At 72.1% G+C, this 18,899-nt stretch carries 24 protein-coding genes; 16 read left to right on the top strand and 8 right to left on the bottom strand.

Going from position 1 to position 18,899, the window contains the following annotated elements; translation table 11 throughout:
* The first annotated feature begins 44 nt into the window (after positions 1-44).
* Genes ACIQWR_RS16445 through ACIQWR_RS16435 form a run of 3 tightly spaced genes read left to right on the top strand, consistent with a single transcriptional unit; the run spans position 45 to position 1,562 of the window.
* Positions 45-551: a MarR family winged helix-turn-helix transcriptional regulator gene (locus ACIQWR_RS16445; RefSeq protein ID WP_404009469.1), complete on the top strand. Its 507-nt coding sequence runs from the start codon at positions 45-47 to the stop codon at positions 549-551.
* Positions 548-991, top strand: coding sequence for a MarR family transcriptional regulator (locus tag ACIQWR_RS16440; RefSeq protein ID WP_404009466.1), 444 nt, complete (start codon positions 548-550; stop codon positions 989-991). The genes ACIQWR_RS16445 and ACIQWR_RS16440 overlap by 4 nt, the downstream gene beginning before the upstream one ends.
* A 52-nt stretch (positions 992-1,043) precedes the next feature.
* Positions 1,044-1,562 carry a carboxylesterase family protein gene (locus tag ACIQWR_RS16435; protein ID WP_404009463.1) on the top strand — a complete coding sequence of 173 codons (519 nt, stop codon included), beginning with the start codon at positions 1,044-1,046 and terminating at the stop codon, positions 1,560-1,562.
* Between the two features lie 71 nt (positions 1,563-1,633).
* Here the strand turns inward: ACIQWR_RS16435 and ACIQWR_RS16430 are convergent, their stop codons facing one another.
* Entirely contained in the window at positions 1,634-2,479 is an 846-nt protein-coding gene (locus tag ACIQWR_RS16430; protein WP_404009460.1) for an SDR family oxidoreductase, read from the bottom strand.
* 113 nt (positions 2,480-2,592) lie between these two features.
* Here ACIQWR_RS16430 and ACIQWR_RS16425 point away from each other — a divergent pair, with 113 nt between their 5' ends.
* The 5 genes from ACIQWR_RS16425 to ACIQWR_RS16405 all read left to right on the top strand — a co-directional run bounded on the left by ACIQWR_RS16425 (position 2,593) and on the right by ACIQWR_RS16405 (position 7,105).
* Positions 2,593-3,195, top strand: a complete 603-nt coding sequence (locus tag ACIQWR_RS16425; RefSeq protein WP_404009457.1) for a TetR/AcrR family transcriptional regulator — start codon at positions 2,593-2,595, stop codon at positions 3,193-3,195.
* 394 nt (positions 3,196-3,589) lie between these two features.
* Positions 3,590-3,793, top strand: a complete 204-nt coding sequence (locus ACIQWR_RS16420; protein WP_020133169.1) for a cold-shock protein — start codon at positions 3,590-3,592, stop codon at positions 3,791-3,793.
* Positions 3,794-4,113: 320 nt separating this feature from the next.
* Positions 4,114-5,622, top strand: a complete 1,509-nt coding sequence (locus ACIQWR_RS16415) for a DEAD/DEAH box helicase (protein WP_404009454.1) — start codon at positions 4,114-4,116, stop codon at positions 5,620-5,622.
* A gap of 76 nt (positions 5,623-5,698) precedes the next feature.
* A complete protein-coding gene (locus tag ACIQWR_RS16410; protein ID WP_404009451.1) occupies positions 5,699-6,010 on the top strand; it encodes an SCO5918 family protein in 312 nt (103 codons plus the stop codon).
* Between the two features lie 756 nt (positions 6,011-6,766).
* Entirely contained in the window at positions 6,767-7,105 is a 339-nt protein-coding gene (locus ACIQWR_RS16405; protein ID WP_404009448.1) for a MerR family transcriptional regulator, read from the top strand.
* Positions 7,106-7,178: 73 nt separating this feature from the next.
* On the opposite strand, the gene ACIQWR_RS16400 is transcribed toward ACIQWR_RS16405, so the two are convergent.
* From ACIQWR_RS16400 to ACIQWR_RS16390, 3 genes are read right to left on the bottom strand one after another with little or no spacing between them, the layout of a single operon-like run.
* Positions 7,179-7,877 (bottom strand): response regulator, encoded by a 699-nt coding sequence (locus tag ACIQWR_RS16400; protein ID WP_404009445.1) that lies wholly within the window; start codon positions 7,875-7,877, stop codon positions 7,179-7,181.
* The gene (locus tag ACIQWR_RS16395; RefSeq protein WP_404009442.1) at positions 7,874-9,055 is read right to left on the bottom strand and encodes a sensor histidine kinase; all 1,182 of its coding nucleotides are present in this window, start codon (positions 9,053-9,055) and stop codon (positions 7,874-7,876) included. Before ACIQWR_RS16395 ends, ACIQWR_RS16400 begins: the two co-directional genes overlap by 4 nt.
* 19 nt (positions 9,056-9,074) lie before the next feature.
* Positions 9,075-11,297 (bottom strand): MMPL family transporter, encoded by a 2,223-nt coding sequence (locus ACIQWR_RS16390; RefSeq protein WP_404009439.1) that lies wholly within the window; start codon positions 11,295-11,297, stop codon positions 9,075-9,077.
* Between the two features lie 376 nt (positions 11,298-11,673).
* Here ACIQWR_RS16390 and ACIQWR_RS16385 point away from each other — a divergent pair, with 376 nt between their 5' ends.
* Both ACIQWR_RS16385 and ACIQWR_RS16380 read left to right on the top strand, forming a co-directional pair.
* Complete coding sequence (locus ACIQWR_RS16385; RefSeq protein ID WP_404009436.1) at positions 11,674-12,399, top strand: DUF6585 family protein; 726 nt, start codon at positions 11,674-11,676, stop codon at positions 12,397-12,399.
* Between the two features lie 152 nt (positions 12,400-12,551).
* Positions 12,552-13,445 carry an NAD-dependent epimerase/dehydratase family protein gene (locus ACIQWR_RS16380; RefSeq protein WP_404009433.1) on the top strand — a complete coding sequence of 298 codons (894 nt, stop codon included), beginning with the start codon at positions 12,552-12,554 and terminating at the stop codon, positions 13,443-13,445.
* Here ACIQWR_RS16380 and ACIQWR_RS16375 read toward each other — a convergent pair.
* A complete protein-coding gene (locus ACIQWR_RS16375) occupies positions 13,442-13,819 on the bottom strand; it encodes a winged helix-turn-helix transcriptional regulator (RefSeq protein WP_404009430.1) in 378 nt (125 codons plus the stop codon). The two genes, ACIQWR_RS16380 and ACIQWR_RS16375, sit on opposite strands and share 4 nt — an antisense overlap.
* 83 nt (positions 13,820-13,902) lie before the next feature.
* Between ACIQWR_RS16375 and ACIQWR_RS16370 the strand changes: the two genes are divergently transcribed.
* The gene (locus tag ACIQWR_RS16370) at positions 13,903-14,844 is read left to right on the top strand and encodes an NAD(P)-dependent oxidoreductase (protein ID WP_404009427.1); all 942 of its coding nucleotides are present in this window, start codon (positions 13,903-13,905) and stop codon (positions 14,842-14,844) included.
* 128 nt (positions 14,845-14,972) lie between these two features.
* On the opposite strand, the gene ACIQWR_RS16365 is transcribed toward ACIQWR_RS16370, so the two are convergent.
* From ACIQWR_RS16365 to ACIQWR_RS16355, 3 genes are read right to left on the bottom strand one after another with little or no spacing between them, the layout of a single operon-like run.
* Positions 14,973-15,497, bottom strand: a complete 525-nt coding sequence (locus ACIQWR_RS16365) for a hypothetical protein (RefSeq protein WP_404009424.1) — start codon at positions 15,495-15,497, stop codon at positions 14,973-14,975.
* A gap of 3 nt (positions 15,498-15,500) precedes the next feature.
* Positions 15,501-15,704, bottom strand: a complete 204-nt coding sequence (locus tag ACIQWR_RS16360; protein ID WP_404009421.1) for a hypothetical protein — start codon at positions 15,702-15,704, stop codon at positions 15,501-15,503.
* Entirely contained in the window at positions 15,683-15,805 is a 123-nt protein-coding gene (locus ACIQWR_RS16355; protein ID WP_404009418.1) for a hypothetical protein, read from the bottom strand. The genes ACIQWR_RS16360 and ACIQWR_RS16355 overlap by 22 nt, the downstream gene beginning before the upstream one ends.
* A gap of 173 nt (positions 15,806-15,978) precedes the next feature.
* On the opposite strand from ACIQWR_RS16355, the gene ACIQWR_RS16350 reads away from it, so the two are divergent.
* The 5 genes from ACIQWR_RS16350 to ACIQWR_RS16330 all read left to right on the top strand — a co-directional run bounded on the left by ACIQWR_RS16350 (position 15,979) and on the right by ACIQWR_RS16330 (position 18,848).
* Positions 15,979-16,581: a response regulator gene (locus tag ACIQWR_RS16350; RefSeq protein WP_404009415.1), complete on the top strand. Its 603-nt coding sequence runs from the start codon at positions 15,979-15,981 to the stop codon at positions 16,579-16,581.
* A gap of 132 nt (positions 16,582-16,713) precedes the next feature.
* A complete protein-coding gene (locus tag ACIQWR_RS16345) occupies positions 16,714-17,178 on the top strand; it encodes a DUF5990 family protein (protein WP_404009412.1) in 465 nt (154 codons plus the stop codon).
* 87 nt (positions 17,179-17,265) lie between these two features.
* A complete protein-coding gene (locus ACIQWR_RS16340; protein WP_404009409.1) occupies positions 17,266-17,538 on the top strand; it encodes a hypothetical protein in 273 nt (90 codons plus the stop codon).
* A gap of 71 nt (positions 17,539-17,609) precedes the next feature.
* Positions 17,610-18,131 (top strand): MarR family winged helix-turn-helix transcriptional regulator, encoded by a 522-nt coding sequence (locus ACIQWR_RS16335; RefSeq protein ID WP_404009406.1) that lies wholly within the window; start codon positions 17,610-17,612, stop codon positions 18,129-18,131.
* A 117-nt stretch (positions 18,132-18,248) separates the two neighbouring features.
* Positions 18,249-18,848, top strand: coding sequence for a hypothetical protein (locus ACIQWR_RS16330; protein ID WP_404009403.1), 600 nt, complete (start codon positions 18,249-18,251; stop codon positions 18,846-18,848).
* The last annotated feature ends 51 nt before the right edge of the window (positions 18,849-18,899 follow it).

Genomic DNA, 18,899 nt, shown 5'->3' with positions numbered 1-18,899 from the left:
CAAAATAGTAGCCATGGACATAGTAGCCATGTACTCTATTTGCCATGAGCAAGGTTCCGCTGGGCCCCACGCCCGGTTTTCTGGTCTGGCGGCTCGCCAACAAGTGGCGCGTCGCGGTCGATCGCGCGGTGGCTCCGCTGGGCCTCACCCACGCGCAGTACTCGCTGGTCGCGTCGCTGCACGGCATGCAGGGCGCCGGCGAGCGGCCCAGTCAGCGCCGGCTCGCCGACCACACCGGCCTGGAGGCGCTGTACGTCTCGAAGCTGGCGCGCGCCCTGGAGTCGGCCGGCCTGATCGAGCGCACCCGCGATCCCCGCGACCCGCGCGCCGTGCAGCTCGCCCTCACCGAACAGGGCCGGGCCGTCACGGGGCGAGCCATCGTGGTGGTCCAGGAATTGCTCCAGCAGTTGCTGGAGCCGCTCGGCGGCCTCGACGCCCCGCGGACGCTCGCGTTCACCGACGAGCTGACGACCCTGCTCGACGTGCCTTTCGCTCCCTCCGTACCGAACGACGAGAGCACCAACGAGAGCACCAAGGGGACACCATCATGACCACCACCGCACCCCTCGCCGACGCCCGCGCCCTCGGCCTGGCCCACTACGCCGCCCGCGGCGTCCTGGAGCACGTCCTGGCCCGGCACGGCGTCACCTTCCAGCAGCAGGTCGCCCTGCGCGCCGCCGTCACCGCCGATGCCCCGCAGACTCCGGACGATCTCGTCGACCAGGTCCGGAGCTCCCTCAAGGCCGATCCGGCCGACATCCGCGCCGCTCTCGACGAACTGCTGGCCAAGCGACTGCTCGTGGCGGACGGCGCACACCTTCGCCCCACGGACGCGGGGCGCGAGCTGCTCGCCGCCGCCGCCGCGGAGACCGCCCCCATCGGCGCCCGCGTCTGGGGCGCGATACCCACCGAGGACCTGGCCGCCGCCGGCCGCGTCCTCGCCCTGGTCACCGAGCGCGCCAACGCGGAGCTCGCGGCCCTGACGGCCTGACGCCCGACCGACGCGCGGCCGGATCCTCGGCGCGGAGCTGGAGGGCGGCCCCATGCCGCCCGAGGCGTACGAGAGCGAGATCCGCAAGGAGTTCAAGGAGTCCGAGGAGCAGGCCGACGCCGTCCTGGCGCGATACCCGCTGAGCGGCTTCGGCTCGGCCGGCGAGGCCCTCGCCACCGTACGGACCGACCACAGCTGGTCGGTCCCGACGCTGGACACCGCCCGGCTGATGTCGCGGTGGACGCCTACCCGCATGTTCGAGTTCGGCGAGCGCGACACGGCCTCATGGGCCGGCTTCCCGGAGCTCAGCTTCGAGCCCCGCGCCTCGCACATGTCGGAGCTGCCCTTCCTCTTCGACCTCAAGCCGCCCCTGTACGAGAAGCTCACGGAGAAGCAGCAGCGCCTCGGGACGCGGATGACGCGGACCTGGGTGGACTTCGCCGGGTCCGGCACGACGGATCGGCCGGACTTTCGCAGCGGCGGCCACGTGCAGTCGCTGACCTCGGGGCCGTGGAAGCGCACGGAGTTCGCGAAGGACCACGACTACGCGTTCTGGAAGAACCTCCACTGACGCCGCGCCCTCCCCCGTGCCACACGTCGGCGCTCGCCGGATCGAGTTCGCCCGGGCCGCCGCACCCGGTCCTACCGGAAGGCCGGCAGGTTGCGCGCGACCCAGTCACCGAAGGATCCGGCCGGGCGGTGCAGGACGCTCTCCACGTCGGGGCTGATCTCCCGCTCGGCCGGCAGCGGGACGCCGAGGACGTCCAGCGTGCCGCCGATGACGTCCTCGGGCATGAACCGCGCCATGTGAGCGTGCGCGTCCTCGCGGGACAGTTCCACGAAGGCCACGTCCTCGCCCAAGGCCCTGGATATCGCCGCGGCCTGCCGCCGGGGGCTGATCGCCTCGGGGCCGGTCAGGTCGTACGTACGGCCCGCGTGGCCGTCCTCGCGCAGCGCGGCGGCAGCGACCCCGGCGATGTCCGCCGGGTCGATGACGGGCAGCGCCACCTCTGCGAACGGGGCGAAGACCGCGCGCTTCGTGCGGACCGACTCGGCCCAGGCGAAGGCGTTGGAGGCGAAGGCCCCCGGGCGCAGGATGGTGAAGTCCGGTCCGGACGCGCGCACGGCAGCCTCGAACTCGCGCAGGCGGGTGTGCGAGAGGGCCTCGGGGCGGGTGGAGTTGATCTGGGAGGAAGGCAGGACGACCCGCTTGACCCCGGCCGCCCCGGCCGCGTCCAACAGGGCCGTCGGGCTCTCGCCGTGGCCGTTGAGCTCGCCGCCCAGCAGGATGAAGAAGGCGTCGGCGCCATCGAGGACCGGCCGCATGCTCTCGGCATCCCCGACGTCGGCCCGGGCGTGACGAACGCCGGCCTGGAGCCGGGCGGGCCGCGGCTGCCGCGAAACGGCCACGACCTCCTCGCCGGCCTCGGCCAGCAGCGGCACCAACGTCCGCCCGATGTTGCCCGTCGTACCGGTCACCACGATCATCGGAATCCCCCGAGGTAGTCAGCTGGTCAGTCGGTCGGTCAGCTACTTAGTTAGTTGGCTGACTTGGATGGACCCTAACACGGTCGCCCCGGGCGCTGTCTATAGTTGGTCAGGTGACTGACTCAGTGAAGCCCCGGGCGCGAGCGACCGACAAGCGCCGACGGCTCACGGCCGCGGCGGCTCGGGTCCTGCACGAGCAGGGGGTCGAACGGACCACCCTCGCCGACATCGCGCGCGTGGCCGACGTCCCCGTCGGGAACGTCTACTACTACTTCAAGACCAAGGACGAGCTGGTCCGGGCCGCACTGTCCGAGCACAGCGCACACCTGGACGGACTCACCGGTCGGCTGGACCGGCTGCCCGACCCGCTCGACCGCCTCAAGGCCCTGATCGAAGCCTGGGTCGGCGGGCGCGACACCGCCGCCCGCTACGGCTGCCCCACCGGCACCCTGGCCGTCGAACTCGACAAGCGCGCGGACGGGACCCTCGACGCCGAGGCCGGCGCAGTGATCCGACGCCTGCTCGACTGGGCCGGACAGCAGTTCCGCGCCCTGGGCCTGCCCGACCCGGACGACCTCGCCGTCACCCTCGTCTCCGGCTACCAGGGCATGTCGCTCCTGGCCAACGCCCTGCGCGACCCGGACATCATGACCCGCGAGGGAGCCCGCCTCATCAGCTGGCTCGACTCCCTGAAGGTTCCCCGCCAGCCCCTCTGACCGACGAGCGGCACGGACACGTCCCGGTCCACCACCCCGGCGCACCACACCAGTGCGCGCGGGCGCGCGGCGCCTCGCCGAGCACGCAAAAACACTGCGCTCGGGGCGAATCAATATCTGTCACCGCGGCCTAAGGATTTAATGCACCCAGTGGGGAGAGTTTCTACCGCAGCACCGCCGACGGAAGTATTCAACACGCACGAGCCACCGCGGCGTGCTACTGTCGATCTCGGTTGCAGTTTTGGTACCCAAGAACTTCAAGCGCCTCCAGCCGGAATTCGTTCCGCCTGGAAGCGCTTTGTATTTCCCGGTCACTTTCCGGGCGGGGCATCATCGCGGCGACACGGTGTCCGCACAGTGCAGACGCTGCGTATTGCCCCAAAGGAGATTTGACATGGCTGCTGGTACCGTGAAGTGGTTCAACGCGGAAAAGGGTTTTGGCTTCATCGAGCAGGACGGTGGCGGCCCTGACGTGTTCGCCCACTACTCGAACATCGCCGCCCAGGGCTTCCGCGAGCTCCAGGAAGGCCAGAAGGTCACCTTCGACATCGCGCAGGGCCAGAAGGGCCCGACGGCCGAGAACATCGTTCCCGCCTAAGCGCTGACACGCGTTCTGCAGCTGGGGCCCGCATCCCTCGGGGTGTGGGTCCCAGCTGCATGCATTTCCCGCGGTGCGTCCACCCGCGGCATTGAGCATGAGAACACTCGACCGACCGGCCCGTTCCGGGTCGCATCCGCGTCGATTTCTTTGTTTTTCGCGTCCACCTGACGCCACTCATTCCAGCGCCTGAGCCCGAACAGATTATCTGTCCGCCAGATCCGCTTTTGCATTCCATTTCGGCCCGTTCTCGCAATTCCCTGCGCTGCTCCTACGCTGCGGGAATTCCTTGATACGTGCCGTATCAAGGAAGGTTCCGCATGAACCCCACGCGTTCGAACAACCGCTCCTCCCGCGGCCGCACCGGCGGCCCCGCTTTCGGTAACAGCGCCGGTTCGGGCCGGGGCAGCCGCTTCGGCTCCTCGCCCCAGAGCCGCTCCGGAGCCCCGAGCCGCTCGGGCGGATACGGCCGCCGGCCCGCCGCGATCCAGGGCGAGTTCGCACCGCCGAAGACGATCACCCCCGCGCTGCCCGCCGTCGAGGCCTTCGCCGACCTCGCCATGCCGGCCCAGCTGCTCGCCACGCTCACCCGTGAGGGCGTGGCCACGCCGTTCCCGATCCAGGCCGCCACGCTGCCGAACACCCTCGCGGGCCGTGACGTCCTCGGCCGTGGCCGCACCGGCTCGGGCAAGACCCTCGCTTTCGGCCTCGCCCTGCTGGCCCGTACGGCCGGCCAGAGCGCCGAGTCGGGTCAGCCGCTCGCGCTGATCCTCGTACCGACGCGTGAGCTCGCCCAGCAGGTCACCGCCGCCCTCACCCCCTACGCCCGGGCGGTCAAGCTGCGCCTGGCCACCGTGGTCGGCGGCATGCCCATCTACCGCCAGGCCGCCGCGCTGCGCGCCGGTGCCGAAGTGGTCGTGGCCACGCCCGGCCGCCTCAAGGACCTCATCGACCGTGGTGACTGCCGGTTGAACCAGGTCGCGATCAGCGTCCTGGACGAGGCCGACCAGATGGCCGACATGGGCTTCATGCCGCAGGTCACCGCCCTGCTCGACCAGGTGCGTCCCGAGGGCCAGCGGATGCTGTTCTCCGCCACCCTCGACCGCAACGTCGACCTGCTGGTCCGCCGCTACCTGACCGACCCCGTCGTGCACTCGGTCGACCCCTCGGCCGGCGCCGTCACCACGATGGAACACCACGTCCTGCACGTCCACGGCGCCGACAAGCAGCGGACGACGACGGAGATCGCGGCCCGCGACGGCCGGGTGATCATGTTCCTGGACACCAAGCACGCCGTGGACCGCCTCACCCAGGACCTTCTCGACAACGGGGTCCGCGCCGCGGCCCTGCACGGCGGGAAGTCCCAGCCGCAGCGCACCCGGACCCTGGCCCAGTTCAAGACCGGCCACGTCACCGTCTTGGTCGCCACCAACGTCGCGGCCCGCGGCATCCACGTCGACAACCTGGACCTCGTCGTGAACGTCGACCCGCCGACCGACCCGAAGGACTACCTGCACCGCGGCGGCCGCACCGCCCGCGCCGGTGAGTCCGGCAGCGTCGTCACCCTCGTCACCCCCAACCAGCGCCGCGAGATGGCCCGCCTGATGGCGGCCGCGGGCATCACCCCGCAGACCACCCAGGTCCGCTCGGGCGACGAGGCCCTGAACCGCATCACCGGCGCCCAGGCACCGTCCGGCATCCCCGTCACCATCACCGCACCGGTGTCCGAGCGGCCCAAGCGCAGCACGGCCTCCCGCGGCCGGCGCGGCCCCGCCTCGGCCGCCCGGCGCGCGAACGCACGACGGTCCGCCTTCGACGCGGCGGCCTGAGTTCCCCCTCGCGGGCCCAATCGCCGCACCGCCGCACCGCCGCACGATCGTCCCCTACGTCTCCCTGTGAGGAACCATGCGCTGCGTCATCGCCCGTTTCCCCTTCGACCTCACCAAGAACGGTGTCCTGGAGTCGATGAAGGGGGTCAAGCCCGAGCCGGTCATCGGTGAGTCCGTGATCATCGGCCGCCGTACCTACCCGGTCAAGCAGGTCGGCCAGGTCGTCACCCGCCAGGACCGACGGGACTTCAGCGCTGCTGAAGTCGTCCGGGCGATGACCCAGCTCGGGTTCACCTGCCGCGACCTCCCCCCGGCCGCCGCGCCCTCGCGCGCCCTCAGCCCGATCGAGCAGGCTTCCGCGGCGCTCGGTGCCCCGATGACCGCCTGACCGACAGGACCGGCGCGAGCCGACGTACGAACAGCGAGAGGGCCCGACCGGCACATGCCGGTCGGGCCCTCTCGCGTACCCGCCTCCGCACGGCCTCGGGAGCCGATTCCCACGCGATCCCGACGCGATCCGCTCGTGCCCTCCCGAGCGCCTGACCTGCGGCGCAGGGCGCTTACAGATGCTGGGCCGACCGTAGAGGTCTAGCTGCCCTCGGCGAGCGCGAAAATCTATCCCGGCTGGAGTAGACATTGGCCTGCGCCGTGGTTATGGTTTCTCTCGTAGCCCAGAGAGACAGCAGGGCCCGGCAGAGACGAACTGCCGGGCGGCAGCATCCGCAGTTGCAGTGCGCAGGACGGTGCGGTGGTGGAGTTCCGAAGCCAGGGTTGTCGCAGGACGGCGACGGGGCTGACGACCGGACCGGGTGGCCCGCAGTGGTCAGGGGCCGCCATCAGCAGTACCAGTGGTTCGCCACACCCGTTTGACACGTAGTTGATCAGCGAGGGAAGAACGGAGGAGCCGAGCGCCATCAGGATCGCCCGGGCGGAAGTCTGAGCCCGGGTACCGCAGGACATCGATAGTGAGGTGGTCTCCGGTCAAGCAACCGCGATCCCCGCACCCCCGACAGCAGCTCGGTCGGGTCGGCGGAATCAGAAGGCCGGTGCAGTATCAGGGCCGGCAGATGGTGTAGTAGTTCCTTCGGGGCCTTGGTGCCATATGGCACCAAGGCCCCTCCACGCGTTCCACGAGAGAGGTGCAATGACAGCAGACGACTCGTTCGGCCGTCTCGACGACGACGATTACCCCGCGTACACGATGGGCCGGGCCGCCGAGATGATCGGCACCACCCAAGGGTTCCTCAGAGCCCTGGGCGAAGCCCGCCTCATCACCCCGCTGCGCTCCGGGGGCGGACACCGCCGCTACTCCCGCTACCAGCTGCGCATCGCCGCCCGCGCCCGCGAACTCGTCGATCAGGGCACCCCCATCGAGTCCGCCTGCCGCATCATCATCCTCGAGGACCAACTCGAAGAAGCTCAGCGCATCAACGCCGAATACCGCCGCGCCGCCGAATCGTCCGACCCGCCGGCCTCGGCCTGAGGCGAGCGGCGGTCACACGCGGCGCCCCGCTCGTGCGCCGCGTTCCCTGCCCCCTCGGACGGGGCGGACGGGCTCACGGCGCCCGGTCCCCCGGCACCACGAGTCCTGATTCGTACGCCACGATCACGAGTTGGGCCCGGTCGCGTATCCCCAATTTCCCCATGATCCGGCTCACATGGGTCTTCGCGGTGAGGGGACTCAGGGCCAGTGCGTCGGCGATCTCCGTGTTGTTGAGGCCCTTGGCCACGAGGGTGAGGACTTCCCGTTCCCGGTCGGAGAGCGGGTCGAGGGCTGCGGGGGCCGGGGCGGAGCGCGGGGTGCGCAGGACCCGGGCGATCAGTCGGGCCGTCGGGCCCGGCGAAAGCAGTGCCTCGCCCCCGGCGACGGTGCGGATGGCGGCCAGCAGTTCGGCCGGCCTGGTGTCCTTCACGAGGAAGCCGGAGGCCCCGGACCGCAGCGCTTCGACCACGTTCTCGTCGGTGTCGTACGTCGTGAGGACCAGGACCTTCACCCCGGCCAGGTCCTCGGTGGCGGCGATCAGGCGCGTCGCCTCGATGCCGTCGGTGCCCGGCATCCTGATGTCCATCACGACGACGTCGGCCCGCTCGGTGCGGGCCAGTTCCACCGCTTCCCGCCCGTTCGCGGCCTGTCCGACGACCGCCATGTCGGGAGCCGATTCGATGAGCATCGCGAAGGCCGCCCGTACGAGCGTCTGGTCGTCGGCGAGCAGCACCCGGATGGCGCGGCCGGGACCGTCGGGCGGTGTGCTCACGCGGAGGCCTCCGGGGAACGGGCCGGGAGCGGCAGGCTCGCCGCGACTTCGAAGCCACCTCCGGAGCGGGGGCCCGTCCGGACGGTGCCGCCCACGCTGCGGGCCCGCTCGCCCATGCCGACGATGCCGAAGCCCGGGGTGGTGGAACCCGCTCCCGGACCCCGACCGTCGTCGCTGACGGTGAGCCGCAGGGCCCCGTCCGCCGCCGCCACGCGGACCCGGACGGTGGCGGCCGGCCCCGCGTGGCGCACCGCGTTGGTCAGCGACTCCTGGACGATGCGGTAGGCGGCGGCCCCCACGGCCGGCGGGACGTGGACTCCGTCGGTGTCCATGGTCAGTTCCGCCTCGGCCGTGCGGACCAGATCGGACAGCCCCGCCAGGTCCGGCAGCGGCCCGCGCTCGTCGGCGCGCAGGACGGTCAGGGTGGTGCGGAGCTCCGTACGGGCCTCGCGGCAGGTGTCGGCGATGGAGTCCAGCGCCTCGGCGATCGCCGCCCGGTCGAGCCGGTCCGGATCCACGGCCAGGACGTGGGCGGCGATCGACGTACGGACACCGATCAGCGTGATGCTGTGGGCCAGCAGGTCGTGCAGGTCACGGGCGATCCGCAGGCGCTCCTCCCCGATCCTGCGGTCGTTGGCCTGTTCGGCCCGGCTGCTCTCCTCGGCGAGGTACGCGCGGTAGTTGCGGACGGCGACGCCGAGCACGAGGGCCGCCACCAGCCAGCCGGAGGTGCGCAGCACGTCCAGGACGCGGTGGACGCCGTTGGACGACATGGCGCTCGCCGCGAAGCCCACGACGCACACGCCGACCGCCGCCGTCCGGCGGACCGTACCGGTGGCGGCCACGGTGTACAGGGCGAGGATCGCGGCCGGTACGGGGGCGGCGTGGGCGTTGTCGAGCAGTTGGTACGAGGCGACGCAGGCGACGACCGCGACCACCACCCCGAGCGGGTGGCGCCGCCGCCACACCAGGAGCAGGACGGAGCAGGCGAGCAGGGCCCACCCGAGCGCGTCCGGTCGCATCGCGGTGTCGGCGTACGCGAGGGCCCCGCAGAGCAGGGCGACACCGGCCGCGATCGCCGCGTCGTTCCGCGTGGGGTGCGCGGCCGACAGGGGGTCCTGGTGCAGTACGCGCAGGACGTGCTCGGCCGCGCTCGGGGGGTCGGTCACTTCTGCCACCCGGCCATCCTCGCTCCCGTCATCGGTCGCCGACCAGCTCCAGGGCGGGTCCCGCGACGGGGACCGGGGCGACGGGGGGCCGGCCCAGCCACCACATCCGGCGGCCGAGCAGGACGCCGGCGCTGGTCACCAGGTACGTGCGGACGAGGAAGGTGTCCAGGACCACCCCGACCGCGACGACCGTGCCCATCTCCACGAACATCACCAGCGGCAGCGAGGCGAGCACCGCGAAGGTCGCCGCCAGGACGATGCCGGCCGAGGCGATGACCCCGCCGGTGGTGCGGAGCGCGGTCAGCGCGGCCTGCCCCGGTTCGGCGCCGCCCCGGGTCTCCTCGCGGGTGCGGTGCATCAGGAAGATGCCGTAGTCGACGCCGAGGGCGACCAGGAAGACGAAGGTCAGCAGGGGCAGCCCGGGATCGACGCCGGCGAATCCGAAGACCGGGCCGAAGAGCAGTCCGCCGATCCCCAGCGCCGCCCCCCACACCAGCACGACGGCGGTGACCAGGAGCAGCGGGGCGACGAGGCTGCGCAGCAACAGGACGAGGACGAGCAGCACCGAAGCGAGAACGAGGGGGATGACGATCAGCCGGTCGTCGGCGTTGGCCGCGGCCAGGTCGAGTTGCCGGGCGCTCGCGCCGCCCACGTGCGCGCCGTCGAGTGCGGCCCGCAGCCGATCGATGGCGGCGCTCTCCCCGGCGGACTCCGGCGCGGCCTCGGTGGTGACGGCGATCTCGGTCCAGCCGCCGCCTTCGCGGCCCTTCGCCGCGCTCGCGACGCCTTCGACGGACCTGGCTTCGGCGAGGATCCGGTCGGCCGCTCCGGTGGGCGCCATGACCTCGATGGGCCGGCTGCTGCGATCGGGGAAGGCCTCGGCCAGTGTTCCCATGGCGGCGATCGACTCGGGCCTGTCGGTGAAGGCGTCCTCCCGCTTGAGCGCCCCGGGCAGGTTGAACACACCGAGCGCCAGCGCGCCGAGCAGCACCACCCCCGTCACGAGCACGGCGACCGGCCGCTCGCCCGCCGAACTCCCCATCGCGGCGAAGACGCCCCGGCCGCGCTGCTCGGCCTCGCCGCCGTACGCGGGGATCAGCGGCCAGAACACCCGCCGCCCGAGCAGCACCAGGATCGCCGGCAACAGCGTCATCATCGCGACCAGCGCGCACAGCACGCCCACCGCGCCGACCGGGCCGAGGCCGCGGATGTTGTTGAGGTCCGCGGCGAGCAGACAGCCCAGCCCCGCCACGACCGTCCCGCAGGAGGCCAGCACCGCCGGCCCGCACCCGCGCAGCGCGGTGCGCATCGCCTCGTAGGGGCGGGGGGTACGGCGCAGTTCGTCGCGGTAGCGGGCGACGAGCAGCAGTGCGTAGTCGGTGCCCGCGCCGAAGACCAGGACCGTCATGATCCCGGCGCTCTGGCTGGTCACGGTGAGCCCGAAGCCGGAGGCGAGCCCGTAGACGACGGCCCGCGCGCAGAGCGCACCCACCGCGACCACCACCAGCGGCACCAGCCAGAGGACCGGGCTCCGGTAGGTGAGGACGAGGAGCAGGGCCACCACCAGGCCGGTCGCCAGCATCAGCGTCCCGTCGATGGAGCCGAACACCTCCTTGGCGTCGACGTCCACGGCGCCTTCGCCGCCGACGGACACGGTCAGCCCGCCGGTCCCGTGCGCGTGGTCCCGTACGGCCTCGACGAAGGCCTTCTTCGCCGCGTCGTCCGTGCCGGGCGCGGTCGTGGACACCGCGTACATGAGGGTGGTGCCGTCCGCGGACGGCACACCGGGTCCGCGGAGGATCGCGCCGAAGTCCCGGGGATCCTTCGACCCGGCGAGCGCCGCACGGTGCTCGGCGGACCCTCCGTCGGTCGTGCCCGTCGTGCCTGTCGTGCTCGTCGTGCCCGCCGGGACCGCCGGGACCGCCGGGACCGCCGGGACCGCCGGGACCGCCGGGACCGTGACCGCCTCGACCTGGCGTTCGGCGGTGGTCCGGTCGGCGGCGGTCAGCCCGCCGTCGCGGTGGTAGACGAGCAGCAGCCCGGTCACCTCGCCGCCGGGCAGCTTCTCCTGGAGCCTGGCCACCTGGGTCGAGTCGGCTCCCGACGGCAGGTAGTCCGCCGTCCCGTCACGCTGTACGTCCGCCAGCTTGCCGGCGAACGGCCCGGCGACGGCGATCGCGATCACCCACAGCACCAGAACGCCCCACGGAACCACCCTGCGGTGTGCACCTGTTCGCGCTGTCCGCCCCATCACGGACCCTCCCCCTGGACTCTGCCCGGTGGCCCCGATGGCCCGCCCGGTCTCCTCCAGCGTCCCGCCCCGGAAGGGCCGTTCCCTCACGCCGGCGCAGGAGATCGCCCGTACTCCCCCGGGCGTCCCGGACCCTCCCGTACTCCCCCGGGAGTAGCGCCGCCACCGCCTCGAAATCAACTACCGCGCCTTGGATTCGAGTTGGAAGGTCGACCGGATGGTGGCTCTACCGTGCGCGGGCGCCGGAGCTCCATAATGGGGCCCTGGTTTCCGGGTGGGGGAGGCTTGGGTGTCGTCGGAGCGTGGTGCCGCACGGGTCCCGGACGCGTTACGCGTCACAGCGCAGGAACACGGGCTGGGAGCCCGGAGGGGGTTGGTGCGGAACGACCCGAAGTCCTTCCCGTGGGGCGCCGTGCTGCCGGTGGGCGCGCTGGGCGCGTTGCTGGGCTGGATAGCCGTGTCGTACGCGATCGAGGACCAACGGACGGATGGCGCCTGGTACCACTCGCTTCCGCTGCTCCTTCTCGCCGCGATCCCGCTGGGGTTCGTCGGGTTCGTCCTCTTCACCTGGCTGTTCCACCCGGCGCCGCAGGTCTGGGTGGCCTGGTACGTGAACGGCGTCCTCCGGCACGTCGACGGCAGGGGAACGTGGGCGTACCGCTGGGACGAGATCGCCTCGGTCACCCGGCACGACGTCAAGGTGACCAACGGGGTCACCAGCGCCACCACGCGCCGGCTGATCATCAAGCCCGAGCAGGACGCCGAGTTCGTGGTGGGGGAAGAGTTCAGCGACATGGTCCACTTCGCCGACGGCCTCGGCAGTGCGTTCAGCCACGCACGGGTGCAGCGGGACGCCGCCCGGCTGGCAGCCGGTGAACGGATCGACTTCGGCCTGGTCGACATCGACACCTCCGGCGTCGGGCACGCCGGCAACCGCATCGGCTGGCAGGAGGTGGAGCGGGTCGACGTGAAGCTGGGCCGGGTGGCGATCCGCCGCCGGGGCGACCGCAAGCCGTGGTTGACGCTCGCGGCTCCCGGCTTCCCCAACCTGTCCGTCTTCCTGACCCTCGCCGACGAGCTGCGGCGCCGGCGCGATTCCTGAGGAACCTCCGTGCGGGGGCTCCGGGTTCGGCCGGGGTGATGAAGATCATCCGGGCCGTGGCCCTCGGGCTGTCGCGCCCGGGCCGCTCATGTTGTCCTCTGGTCGTACCCGCGGGGCCACGAGGCCGCGGGTACGACTTCAGGAGGTAGACGATGAGAGTCCTGCTCGCCGGGGCGACCGGCGCCATCGGCCGTCCGCTGACCCGCGCGCTGATCCGCGACGGGCACGAGGTGCTGGCGCTCGCCCGCACGGAGGGCTCCGCCTCGGCCGTACGGGCCCTCGGCGCCGAACCCGTGTCCGCGGACGCGCTCGACCGGGACGGCCTGTTGCGCGCCCTGGACGGCCTCTCGGCCGACGCCGTGATCCACCAGCTGACCGCGCTCAAGGCGCCCAAGCGGACGCTGACCGCGGACGACCCCAGCAACCTGCTGCGCGAACGCGGCACGGCGAACCTGCTGGAGGCCGCCGGGGTGCTAGGAGCGGGCAGGTTCCTCACCCAGTCCCTCGTCCTCGGCTACGGCTACCGCGACCACGGCGACCGGTTCCTCACCGAGGAGGACCCGTTCGGCGTCCGCGGCGGCACCGTCGCCGACCACGTCATCACCGGACTCGTGGAAGCCGAGGGCCGGCTCTTCGCCGCGGACCACGTGGCGGGCACCGCTCTGCGGTACGGAGTGTTCTACGGCCCGGGAACCTGGTTCGACCCCACTCCCGGCAGCCGGACCACCCCCGTCCCCATGGGCGGGGGCGGAGTGGTGCCGTGGGTCCACGTCGAGGACGCCGCGGAGGCCACCGTCGCCGCTCTGGAGAAGGGCGGGGCGGGCGAGGCGTACAACATCGTCGACGACCGGCCCTCCGACTGGAGCGAGCTCGCCACGGCGCGCGGCGGACGCCAACTCCGGCTTCCGGCCTGGGCGCTGCGCCTGATGGTCCCGTACCTCGGCGCGCTCATGCTGGACACCCGGCTGCGGGTCTCGCACGCGAAGGCGACCCGGGAGCTCGGCTGGAGCCCCCGCCACCAGGACCACCGGGCCGGCATGGCCTAGGGGGCGGCCTCGACCACCTCGACCACCTCGACCACCGCGGTGCCTTCGCGGCGCACCCGGTCGGCTCCCCAGGCGCCGAGGGGGCCGAGCGCTCGGTGGAGCGTGCGTCCGTGCTCGGTCAGGGTGTACTCCACCCGGGGCGGCACCTCGGCGTAGACCTTCCGGTGCACCAGGCCGTCTTCCTCCATCTCCCGCAGGTGTTGCGTCAGCATCTTCTCGCTCACGCCGGGCAGACCGCGGCGGAGCTGGGCGAAGCGGCGTACGGAATGGGTGTCGAGTTCCCAGAGGATCAGCCCCTTCCACTTGCCGCTCACCACGTCGAGCGCGGCGTCGATGCCACAGATGTAGGGCCCGCGCCTCGGTGCCTTGGCCACCGCTGATCCCCTTACTGAAAGGTAAGTACCGAAGTAATTAGTGGGTACTTCCGAGAATAGTGGCGCTCTCCGAGCATGGAGGAGTGAACGAACAACAGCAGCGACACCAGCAGCACGCCACCACCACCGCCACCACCAGGCAGAACAGCGCCGCCACCGTCACCGTCCTTGGACTCGGGCCCATGGGCCAGGCCATGACCCGCGTCCTACTCGCCGCCGGCCACCCGGTCACCGTCTGGAACCGCACCGCCGGCCGGGCCGACGGCGTCGTCGCCGACGGGGCGACGCTCGCGGCGACACCGGGCGAGGCGGTCGAGGCGAGCGACCTCGTGCTCCTCAGCCTCACGGACTACCCGGCGATGTACGACGTCCTCGACGGCGCCACCGCGTCGCTCGCCGGCCGGACCCTGGTCAACCTGAGCTCCGACACCCCCGACCGCACCCGCGAGGCGGCGGCCTGGGCCGCGGGCCACGGCGCCGCCTTCCTCACCGGTGGGGTCATGGTGCCGGCGCCGATGGTGGGGACGGAGGCGGGCTTCGTCTACTACAGCGGCCCCGCCGAGGTGTTGGAGAGCCACCGGGCGACGTTGGCGCTGCTCGGCGCGCCGAAGCACCTGGGCGAGGATCCCGGCCTCGCCCAGATGATGTACCAGGCCCAACTCACGGTGTTCCTCACCACCTTGTCCGCGTTGATGCACGCCACCGCGATGCTGGGCACCGCGGGGCTGAAGGCCGCGGAGACGTTGCCGGAGCTGCTCTCCTTCACGGACTCGATCGGCGCCATCCTCAGGGCCAATGAAGAGACTCCCGGCGCCGCCCTGGACGCCGGAGAGCATCCCGGCGCCCTCAGCACGGTCACCATGATGGGCGCGACGTCCGACCACATCGTCGAGACCAGCGCGTCGATCGGCCTCGACCTCGCGCTCCCCCTGGCCGTCCAGGCCCACTACCGGCACGCGATCGAGAACGGACACGGCAGCGACAACTGGACCCGCATCATCGACAGCGTCCGAAAGGCCGGATGACGTCGAGCATGCGGGTGCCGACGTCGCCGCCGGTGCTGAGGAGGGCCGGGGTGTTCATCAGCGGGGGGTGAGGGCGCGGTGTACCGGTCCGGCGCGGGCACGGGGGTGCCGCGCAGGGCCGGGCACGGTCAGGCGGCTGTTCCCTCCATCCGGTCGATGGCGGCTCGTACGGCCGTGTCGGCGGCGCCGGGGTGGTCGAGGAGGGTGTCGTGCAGGTCGGCCAGGAGCCAGAGCACGAAGTGGTGGTGCAGCCCCTCCGCCGGGCCGATCCCTCCGAACCCGTCCCGCCACGCCACGGCGTCCAGGTCCATCACGGCCGCGGCGAGCACGCCCACGACCATGGGCACCTGCGCCGGGTCGACCAGTTCCAGGCCGGACAGCCTGCGCACCACGGGAGGCAGCAGAACGACCAGCCGGTCGAGGCGTTCGGCCCGCTCCTCGCGGCCCAGTTCGGCCACCAGTCGGCCGATGAGGAGGTCGGTCAGGAAGACCGTGGCCCGGCGGAGCTCCTGCCTGCCGTGGACGTGCGTCATCAGCCGGACTTCCTGCCGCGCCAGCCGAAGCTCCTCTTCGGAGGTCTCCTCGTCCAGGGCCCGGCAGGACTCCCAGGCCGCGCGGACGCACTCGTGCTCGACCTCGCCCTTGTCCACCACGGGTCAGCCCCCTGCCCCTGGCGCCCGCTCGACGCGGGACCGGATCCAGGTGACCGCCCCGGTCGCGAGGAGGACGCTCAGGAGTTGCGCCCAGTACGGCATCTCCAGCAGCCGACGCGGCAGTACCAGGGCGACGACGGCCAGCGCGTAGGAGGCCACCTTCGCCGCCCCGCGGTACGCGGGGCTCAGGCCGGTCCGCTGAGGCATCCCGTCACCCCTCCCGCTACGACGTGGGTGGCGATCTTCTCGGCGACGTCCTTGTCCACGCGGCCGACGATCAGGGCGGTGGTGATGTGTCTGTGCTTCATGGTTCCCGAGGTGTGCGGTCGTACGGATGGTCGTGCGGCGCCGGCCGGCAGCGAGATCATCGAACGGGCGGGGTGGCCGGCGGCACCCGCCGATCGGCGGGGATTGCCGGGCACGGTTCCCGGGCAGGGGACGGACGGAAGGGTTTCCCAGGGGGCTCCGGTCAGGAGCTGAGATGATCAAGGTTGTGCTCGCCGACGACGAAGCGCGGGTCAGGGCATGTCTCGCCGAGGTCCTGGGGTCCGCCGCCGACATCGAGGTCGCCGCGTCCGTACCCGCCGCCGGGGCGGCGCAGGCCGTCCGCCTCCAGGCACCGGACGTCGTCCTGCTCGACATCTGCCCGCACGACACACCCGCCCTCAAGGCCGGCCTCGACACCCTGGACGTGCGGCCACCGGTCTGCGTGCTCAGCGCCCGCGACGACGAGGAGTACGTCGGGTTCGCCCTGGACGCCGGGGCGCGCGGCTACGTCCTCAAGGGCGACGCACCCGCGCGGGCCGTCGAGCTGGTCCGGATGCTCGGGGCCGGCTGGACCATGCTCTCGGCGCCGGTCCACGACCCGGTCATCGACCACTACCTGGCCGCACGGCACCGCGAGCGCCGCGAGCACGACGACTGCGGCGCCGCTGCCGCCCTCGGCACGCTCACGCCCCGTGAGCGCGACGTCCTGGTGCTCGTCGCCGAGGGCCTGACCAACCACGCGATCGCCGGACGCCTCCACCTGGCCCCGGCACCGTCAAGGACCACGTCCAGGTCATCCTGCGCAAATTCGGCGTGACGGGCCGCGTCGAGGCAGCCCTCCTCGCCGAACGCGGCGGCCTGCTGGCGGGCCCGTACCGCCGTGCGCCGAGGTTCGGCGCAGGACCCGTCAGGTGACCCGGGCCCCCCACGGGGAGGGAGGATAAGGGCCATGCTGATCCGGATCGACGCCACTGATCTGCCGGGGCGGGACTTCGCCGCCGGGCCCGGCTTTCCCGGCTACGGCGACGTGCACGTCGCCGTCCAACGGCGCGGGCGCGCGGACGAGCTGCTCGATCCGCAGCCCGGCGACGCCCCGTCGGCCACGTGGGTGGTGGAGTGCACCGCGACCCCGACCGGATCCGGCGTCGTCGACATCACGGGGCCGTACGTGCAGGGGCGGCCGGCCGAGCGGTTCGTCTACTTGTCCTGGGGCACGGTGGACGCGGCCGGAGGCTTCACGATGTTCCGCCGGGCCAAGCTGATGCTCGGCGACGTCCCGCCGGAGACCGTCGGGGCCGCGCTGCGTTCCGGGGTGCTGCGCGCCCGCCTCGGGCTCACCGACGGCAGGGGGCTGCCGCTCTGCGCCCGGGTGTCGCCCCCGCTCGTGGAGTGGTCCGCCGGCCCGGTGGGATGACCTCGCCGGTGGCGGACCGTATGGCCAGACGGGCGGTTCTCCGTCACGGTCGCGCGGGGCCGTCGTTGCACCTATATGACTGATTCCATGGTGCAGATCCCGGCCGACTGGCTCTCCCGGGTGTTCCTCTCCCTGCGTCGCGGGACGTCCGAGGACGCCCACTCGCTCGCCGGAGAACTGCGGCCCTTCACCGAGCGGCCCGGACAGCGGGTGCCGGTGCCGAGGGCGACGGTGCTGCGCACCGAGCGCGCCCTGCGCAAGGAGATCGAGCACTCCACCGAACACGCCCGCCGCACCGAGCTCTCGGAGCAGGCCGAACAGGCCGAGCATCTGGGCAGGACGCGACTGGTGGGCTCGTAAGTCCTTCGACCACCTCGCCCCTTCCTTTCCCCTCCTTGACAGAGGCAGTAGTTAGGCTCCATATTATTTCTATGGACGCACAGAGGGACCCGGCCGAGGAGACCCCGACACTGGATCAGGCACGGCGCCAGATCCAGCACTACGGCCTCGATTCCGACCCCCAGGCCGTACTGGTCGCCGTACGCCTCATGGCGGCCGGCGCCCGGCTCGGCCAGGCCAGCGAGGTGCACTTCTCCCGGTTCGGGCTGTCCACCGGCCGCTACCGGCTCCTCGCCGACCTGGAGGACAGCGAGGGCGAGAAGTCGCCCTCGCTCCTGGCCGCCAGCCTCGGCGTCTCCCGTGCGACGGTCAGCGGACTCGTCGACTCCCTGGAGAAGGACGGGCTCGTCCTGCGGCGCCCGTCCGCCGAGGACGGCCGCGGCGCGGTGGTCGTACTGACCGCGCGCGGTGCGCAGAAGCTGCGCGACCTGGCCCCGGACCACTTCCGTCGACTCCAGGCGATGGTGGCCGACCTGAGCATCGAGGAGCGGACCGTCTTCCTCGACCTGCTCTCCCGGATCACCCGGGGCATCGGCGCCCTGACCGACCAGTAGCCCGAGTCCAGCGCAGCCCAGCGCAGCTCGACCCGGCTCGACCCGACTCGACCCAGCCCATCCGCACGTCCCAGCGGACGCGTAGGTTCGCATGTCCATATAGTTAGGCACCTAATTATGAGGGATCGAAGAAGCCTTACGACCGCCACGCCCGCCACGCCCGCCCTCTGGCCCGATGTTCTGATCGCCTACGCCGCCCCCGCACTGAGCGCCGGGGCCGGCGGGCTGCTCACGGGCCGGCCCGACCTGACCGTCGCCGCCCTCACCTCCATCGCGGGCACCTCGGCGCTCGTCGCCGCCCTCACCGGGAGCCGGCTCCGGCGCCGCGGCGTCCGCGCCCCCCGGGCCGTCGCCCCACCGAAGGCCGTACGGGCGGTGGCGGCCGGGCTGGTGGGGGGCGGCCCTCGCGGCCGCGGTCGCGTACCTCGCCGTCCGGGGCCTGGACGCATGGCCCGCGCCGTTCCCGTCGGGCTCGGCGTGGCCCGGACGCCTGCGGCTGGACCTGCCGCTGTCCGCGGCGCTCGCCGCCACCATCACCACCTGGCGCTGGTACGGATCCCAGCCCACATCGACCAGGAAGGACACCGCATGATCGTCGTCATGGGAGCCACCGGAGCCACCGGGAGCGCACTCCTGCACCGCCTCAGCGCACTCGGTGAACCCACCCGGGCACTGAGCATTTTCAGCTTGGCCACCGATCGGGTGACGGCGGAGTGACCGTGGAACGGGCAGAGCCCCAGGGCTGTTGAGCAAGGTGTCTACGCTCAA

Origin of the sequence: Streptomyces sp. NPDC098789, from assembly GCF_044759975.1 — a bacterium.
GTDB lineage: Bacteria > Actinomycetota > Actinomycetes > Streptomycetales > Streptomycetaceae > Streptomyces.
This window is presented reverse-complemented; position numbering and strand designations above follow the sequence as displayed.